We start from the raw sequence: 6,600 nt of genomic DNA, 5'->3' as shown, positions 1-6,600 counted from the left end.
GCTGGGCACCTTCCTGGCCGTGGGCTCGCTGACCGGCGCCCTGGTGGCGGCCGGTCGCACCCGGGTGCGGCACCGGCTGGTGATCGGTGCCGGGCTCGTCTTCGGCACTGTGGTCACCATCGCGGGCCTGATGCCGTCGTACCTCACCTATGCCCTGGTCACGCCGCTCATCGGGCTCAGCGCGCTCACCCTCATCACGAGCGCCAACGCCTACATGCAGCTCAACACCGAGCCGGGGATGCGCGGACGGGTGATGGCGCTCTACATGATGATCTTCATGGGCGGCACGCCCGCGGGCGCACCGGTCATCGGCTGGATCGGGGAGACGTTCGGCGCCCGGTGGACCCTGGTGCTCGGCGGCCTGCTCACCATCGCCGGCGTCAGCCTCGCCACCCTGGTCTTCGCGCGTGCCCAGGGTGTCTCGGTGATCCCGCGCCGCACGCCCGCCCTGAGCGACGCCGCCGCGGGTCGAGCGGCCGGTTGAGGGGCCGGCCGACCCCGTCCATGGCGTTTTGACCCTCCTCGGGGCGGCCGGTAGATTGACTCCTCGTGTTTGGCCTGCCCTCAGGCCTGTCCGGCTCGGACCGGCGGGGGGCCCATCCACGACAGCGCACAGCACGTCGTGCGCCGGGCACCACCGCTCCTGAGCGGCAGTTCCCGACCACTACCGCCTCGGCAGGTCGCCGTTGCGAGAGATACACCAAGAAAGGGAACCACTCGGTGCCCACCATCAATCAGTTGGTCCGCAAKGGCCGTCAGGACAAGGTGTCGAAGTCCAAGACGCCTGCCCTGAAGGGATCTCCGCAGCGCCGCGGCGTCTGCACCCGCGTCTACACCACCACCCCCAAGAAGCCGAACTCCGCCCTCCGCAAGGTCGCCCGCGTGCGCCTCAGCTCCGGCGTCGAGGTCACGGCCTACATCCCGGGTGTCGGTCACAACCTGCAGGAGCACTCGATCGTGCTCGTGCGCGGCGGCCGCGTGAAGGACCTTCCCGGTGTCCGCTACAAGATCATCCGCGGCACGCTCGACACCCAGGGTGTCAAGAACCGCAAGCAGGCCCGCAGCCGCTACGGCGCGAAGAAGGAGAAGTAATGCCTCGCAAGGGTCCCGCTCCCAAGCGCCCCCTCGTCGTCGACCCGGTCTACGGCTCGCAGATCGTCACGCAGCTGGTCAGCAAGGTCCTCCAGGACGGCAAGAAGCAGGTTGCGCAGCGCATCGTCTACACGGCGCTCGAGGGCTGCCGTGAGAAGACCGGCACCGACCCCGTCGTCACGCTGAAGCGCGCGCTCGACAACGTCAAGCCGGCCATCGAGGTCAAGTCCCGCCGCGTCGGTGGTGCGACCTACCAGGTCCCGATCGAGGTCAAGGCCAACCGCAGCACGACGCTGGCCCTGCGCTGGCTCGTCGGCTACGCCGCCGACCGCCGTGAGAAGACCATGGCCGAGCGCCTCATGAACGAGATCCTCGACGCGTCCAACGGCCTCGGTGCCGCTGTGAAGAAGCGCGAGGACACCCACAAGATGGCCGAGTCCAACACCCCGCCACCCACCGCCCACCAACTTTTTTCGAGGGACTGAGACCCAACAGTGGCTGTCGACATCACCACCGACCTCAACAAGGTCCGCAACATCGGCATCATGGCGCAYATCGACGCCGGYAAGACSACMACGACCGAGCGCATCCTCTTCTACACCGGTATCTCCTACAAGATCGGTGAGGTCCACGACGGCGCCGCCACGATGGACTGGATGGAGCAGGAGCAGGAGCGTGGCATCACGATCACCTCTGCTGCGACCACCTGCTGGTGGAAGAACCACCAGATCAACATCATCGACACCCCCGGCCACGTGGACTTCACGGCCGAGGTCGAGCGCTCCCTGCGGGTCCTCGACGGCGCGGTCGCGGTGTTCGACGGTGTCGCCGGTGTCGAGCCGCAGACGATGACGGTGTGGCGCCAGGCCAACAAGTACTCGGTCCCCCGCATGTGCTTCGTCAACAAGCTCGACCGCACGGGCGCGGACTTCTTCCGCTGCGTCGACATGATGGTCGAGCGCCTCAACTCCACCCCGCTGGTCCTCCAGCTCCCGATCGGTGCCGAGTCCGACTTCCTCGGTGTCGTCGACCTCGTCGGCATGCGTGCCCTGACCTGGCGTGGCGAGACCACGATGGGTGAGGACTACGAGGTCGAGGAGATCCCGGCCGAGCTCGCCGAGCAGGCCGCGGAGTACCGCGAGAAGCTCATCGAGACGCTGGCCGAGGCCGACGACACGATCATGGAGAAGTACCTCGAGGGCGAGGAGAGCTTCACCGTCGAGGAGCTCGAGGCGGCCATCCGTCGCGCCACCCTGGCCGACAAGCTCAACCCGGTCCTGTGCGGCACCGCGTTCAAGAACAAGGGCGTCCAGCCCCTGCTCGACGCCGTCGTGAAGTTCCTGCCCTCGCCGCTCGACATCGACGGCATCCAGGGCCACTCGCCCAAGGACGAGGACGAGGTCATCGTCCGCCAGCCGTCCGACGACGAGCCGTTCTCCGGCCTCGCCTACAAGATCGCCTCCGACCCGCACCTCGGCAAGCTGATCTACGTCCGCGTCTACTCCGGCAAGCTCGAGGCCGGCGCGTCCGTGATCAACTCGGTCAACGGTCGCAAGGAGCGGATCGGCAAGGTCTACCAGATGCACGCCAACAAGCGTGAGGAGATCGCGTCGGTCGGCGCCGGCCAGATCGTGGCCGTCATGGGCCTCAAGGACACCAAGACCGGTCACACGCTCTCCGACCCGCAGCACCAGGTCGTGCTCGAGTCGATGACGTTCCCGGCCCCGGTGATCGAGGTCGCCATCGAGCCCAAGACCAAGAGCGACCAGGAGAAGCTGGGCACCGCGATCCAGCGCCTCTCCGACGAGGACCCCACCTTCACGGTCAAGGCCGACGAGGAGACGGGCCAGACGATCATCGCCGGCATGGGCGAGCTCCACCTGGAGATCCTCGTCGACCGCATGAAGCGCGAGTTCCGCGTCGAGGCGACCGTCGGCAAGCCGCAGGTCGCCTACCGCGAGACCATCCGCAACAAGGTCGAGAAGCACTCCTACACCCACAAGAAGCAGACGGGTGGCTCCGGCCAGTTCGCCAAGGTCGTCATCGACCTCGAGCCGAACATCGACCCGGAGACCGGCACCGGCGCGGGCTACGAGTTCGTCAACTCCGTCTCCGGTGGTCGTGTCCCCAAGGAGTACATCCCCTCGGTGGACCAGGGCGGCCAGGACGCCATGGAGTTCGGCGTCCTCGCCGGCTACCCCATGGTCGACGTCAAGTTCACGCTCCAGGACGGCGCCTACCACGACGTCGACTCCTCGGAGCTGGCGTTCAAGATCGCCGGGAACCAGGCGTTCAAGGAGGCTGCGCGCAAGGCCAAGCCGGTCCTGCTCGAGCCCATGTTCGCCGTCGAGGTCACCACCCCGGAGAGCTTCCTCGGCACCGTGATCGGCGACATCAACTCCCGCCGCGGCCAGATCCAGGCCCAGGAGGAGCGTCACGGGGACATGGTGGTCAACGCCCTTGTGCCCCTGTCCGAGATGTTCGGGTACGTTGGCGACCTGAGGTCCAAGACCTCCGGCCAGGCGTCGTACTCCATGGAGTTCGACTCGTACGCCGAGGTTCCCTCGAACATCGCCGAGGAGATCGTCAAGAAGGTCCGCGGCGAGTAGTCGCCCCGGGCCCTCGGCCCCGCACCACCCGTTCCACACCCACGATTTCACGTACAAAACCAACCAGGAGGAGCCCCAGTGGCTAAGGCGAAGTTCGAGCGGACCAAGCCGCACGTCAACATCGGCACGATCGGTCACATCGACCACGGCAAGACGACGCTGACCGCGGCGATCACCAAGGTGTTGCACGACAAGTACCCGAACCTGAACGAGGCCTCGGCCTTCGACCAGATCGACAAGGCTCCCGAGGAGCGTCAGCGCGGCATCACGATCTCGATCGCGCACGTCGAGTACCAGACCGAGGCGCGCCACTACGCGCACGTCGACTGCCCGGGTCACGCGGACTACATCAAGAACATGATCACCGGTGCCGCTCAGATGGACGGCGCGATCCTCGTGGTTGCCGCCACCGACGGTCCGATGCCGCAGACGCGTGAGCACGTGCTGCTCGCCCGCCAGGTCGGCGTTCCCGCCCTGGTCGTGGCGCTCAACAAGTGCGACATGGTCGACGACGAGGAGCTCATCGAGCTCGTCGAGATGGAGGTGCGCGAGCTCCTCTCGGAGTACGAGTTCCCCGGCGACGACATCCCCGTCGTGCGCGTGGCCGCCTTCCCGGCCCTCCAGGGTGACGAGAAGTGGGGCGAGTCGATCGTCGAGCTCATGAACGCGGTGGACGAGTCCATCCCGACCCCTGAGCGCGAGACCGACAAGCCGTTCCTCATGCCCGTCGAGGACGTCTTCACGATCACCGGTCGTGGCACCGTCATCACCGGCCGCRTCGAGCGCGGCATCGTCAAGGTCAACGAGGAGGTCGAGATCATCGGCATCCGCGAGACCTCGCAGAAGWCGACCGTCACCGGCGTCGAGATGTTCCGCAAGCTGCTCGACGAGGGCCAGGCCGGCGAGAACGTCGGTCTGCTCCTCCGTGGCACCAAGCGCGAGGACATCGAGCGCGGCATGGTCGTCATCAAGCCGGGCACCACGACGCCGCACACGAACTTCGAGGCGTCCGTCTACATCCTCAGCAAGGACGAGGGCGGCCGTCACACGCCGTTCTTCAACAACTACCGTCCCCAGTTCTACTTCCGTACGACTGACGTGACCGGTGTCGTGACCCTGCCCGAGGGCACCGAGATGGTCATGCCGGGTGACAACACCGAGATGTCGGTCGAGCTCATCCAGCCCATCGCCATGGACGAGGGCCTCCGGTTCGCGATCCGTGAGGGTGGCCGCACCGTCGGCGCCGGCCGGGTCGTCAAGATCACCAAGTGATCTGATCCCAGCGCTTCACCAGCGAGGCCCCGTCTCCCCTCAGGGAGGCGGGGCCTCGCTCCATTTCGGGACGGCGGACCCGACTGGGAGGATGGCCGCGTGTCCGAGTCGTCCCCCGAGCCCGAGCGCCCTGCCCGCCCCCACCACAAGCTCACCGACGACGGTCGGCGCATGCGCGAGGTGCTCACCTACTCACGTCGCGGGAGCCGCTTCACCCCACGCCAGGCCGAGGGGTGGGCAGCCCACCAGGCCGACTGGGTGATCCCCGACGAGGCGGTCGACCGGCCCGACTTCGACCTCCGGTCGTGGTGGCCCGACCGCGACGCCCCGCTGGTCGTCGAGATCGGGTCCGGCGTCGGCGAGGCCACGGCCGTGCTGGCCGCGGCGCGTCCCGACGTCAACGTGCTCGCCTTCGAGGTGTGGCGTCCGGGCATCGCCGACGGACTGTGGCGGGTGGCCGAGGCGGGAGCCGACAACGTGCGCTTCTGCGGCGTGGACGCCGTCTGGTCGATCGAGCACCTGCTCGCACCGGGGAGCGTCAGCGAGCTCTGGACGTTCTTCCCCGACCCGTGGCACAAGACCAAGCACCACAAGCGCCGCTTCGTCACCCCGCCCAACGCGGCCCTCGTCGCCAGCCGGCTCGCCCCCGGTGCGCACTGGCGTCTGGCGACCGACTGGGCCGACTACGCGGACCAGATGAGGGAGGTCCTCGACGCCGAGCCGCTCCTGACCGGAGGCCGGGTGGAGCGCTGGGCGGACCGCCCGGTGACCCGCTTCGAGCGCAAGGGCCTCGACAAGCACCGTGACATCACCGACCTCACCTACACCCGCACCTGAGTCGGCGGGATCCCGACGCTCCTCGGCCGGACATCGAGGGCGCAGGCGCCGCGGCCGACCTAGGGTTCAGCGGTGACCACCACCGCCACCCGCGCCGAGCCGCGCATCCACCGGGCCTGGTGGGTCGCCGCCGTCACGATGGCCGCGCTGGTCGCGGCGGCCGGCTTCCGGTCCTCGACCGGTGCCCTGCTGGTGCCGCTCGAGGAGGAGTTCGGCTGGTCGCGGGCCACGACGAGCGGGGCGGTCAGCCTCAACCTCATCGTCTACGGGCTCACCGCGCCCTTCGCGGCCGCGCTGATGGAGCGCTTCGGTGTACGCCGCGTGGTCGCTGCCGCCCTCACCCTCGTCGCCCTCGGCTCGGGCCTGACCCTGGTGATGACCAGCCCGTGGCAGCTGTGGCTGATGTGGGGCCTCGCCGTCGGCTCCGGCGCCGGGGCGCTGGCCCTGGTCTTCGGGGCGATCGTCGCCAACCGCTGGTTCGTGCGCCACCGCGGCCTCGTGATCGGGGTCTTCTCCGCGGCGAGCTCGACCGGCCAGCTGGTCTTCCTGCCGGCGATCGCCCGGCTCGCGGACGGCCCGGGCTGGCGGTGGGCGGCRGGCCTGGTCAGCGTCTTCGCGCTGGCCCTGGTGCCGCTGGTGCTGTGGCTGCTGCGCGACCGGCCCGCCGACGTCGGCACCACGGCGTACGGCGCCGGTCCCGGGGCGGAGGCCGACCCGGTGCCGCCGCGCGACCCCGGGACGGGTGCCGCCACGGTCGCGGTGCGCGCCCTGCGGGAGAGCTCCTCGAGCC

At 68.8% G+C, this 6,600-nt stretch carries 7 protein-coding genes; all 7 read left to right on the top strand.

Going from position 1 to position 6,600, the window contains the following annotated elements; genetic code table 11:
- Positions 1-484 (top strand): MFS transporter (locus ACXJKL_RS14190; RefSeq protein ID WP_457207691.1); only part of this gene is annotated, 484 nt, incomplete at its 5' end.
- Positions 485-720: 236 nt separating this feature from the next.
- Positions 721-1,092: a 30S ribosomal protein S12 gene (rpsL, locus tag ACXJKL_RS14185; protein WP_457207690.1), complete on the top strand. Its 372-nt coding sequence runs from the start codon at positions 721-723 to the stop codon at positions 1,090-1,092.
- A complete protein-coding gene (rpsG, locus tag ACXJKL_RS14180; RefSeq protein WP_457207689.1) occupies positions 1,092-1,577 on the top strand; it encodes a 30S ribosomal protein S7 in 486 nt (161 codons plus the stop codon). Before rpsL ends, rpsG begins: the two co-directional genes overlap by 1 nt.
- Before the next feature lie 9 nt (positions 1,578-1,586).
- Positions 1,587-3,701 carry an elongation factor G gene (gene fusA / locus ACXJKL_RS14175; protein ID WP_457207688.1) on the top strand — a complete coding sequence of 705 codons (2,115 nt, stop codon included), beginning with the start codon at positions 1,587-1,589 and terminating at the stop codon, positions 3,699-3,701.
- Positions 3,702-3,779: 78 nt separating this feature from the next.
- Complete coding sequence (gene tuf, locus ACXJKL_RS14170; RefSeq protein WP_457207687.1) at positions 3,780-4,973, top strand: elongation factor Tu; 1,194 nt, start codon at positions 3,780-3,782, stop codon at positions 4,971-4,973.
- Between the two features lie 99 nt (positions 4,974-5,072).
- Complete coding sequence (gene trmB / locus ACXJKL_RS14165; RefSeq protein ID WP_457207686.1) at positions 5,073-5,810, top strand: tRNA (guanine(46)-N(7))-methyltransferase TrmB; 738 nt, start codon at positions 5,073-5,075, stop codon at positions 5,808-5,810.
- Positions 5,811-5,882: 72 nt separating this feature from the next.
- Positions 5,883-6,600: MFS transporter (locus ACXJKL_RS14160; RefSeq protein WP_457207685.1), on the top strand; the 718-nt coding region annotated here is incomplete at its 3' end.

It is taken from the genome of Nocardioides sp. P5_C9_2, from assembly GCF_054049555.1.
Note: the sequence above shows the minus strand (reverse complement) of the source record. Positions and strands in the feature narration are given on the sequence as shown.

Excerpts from the sequence above, each read along its gene's own strand:
- rpsG (WP_457207689.1), top strand. The coding sequence starts at position 1,092 with ATGCCTCGCAAGGGTCCCGCTCCCAAGCGCCCCCTCGTCGTCGACCCG.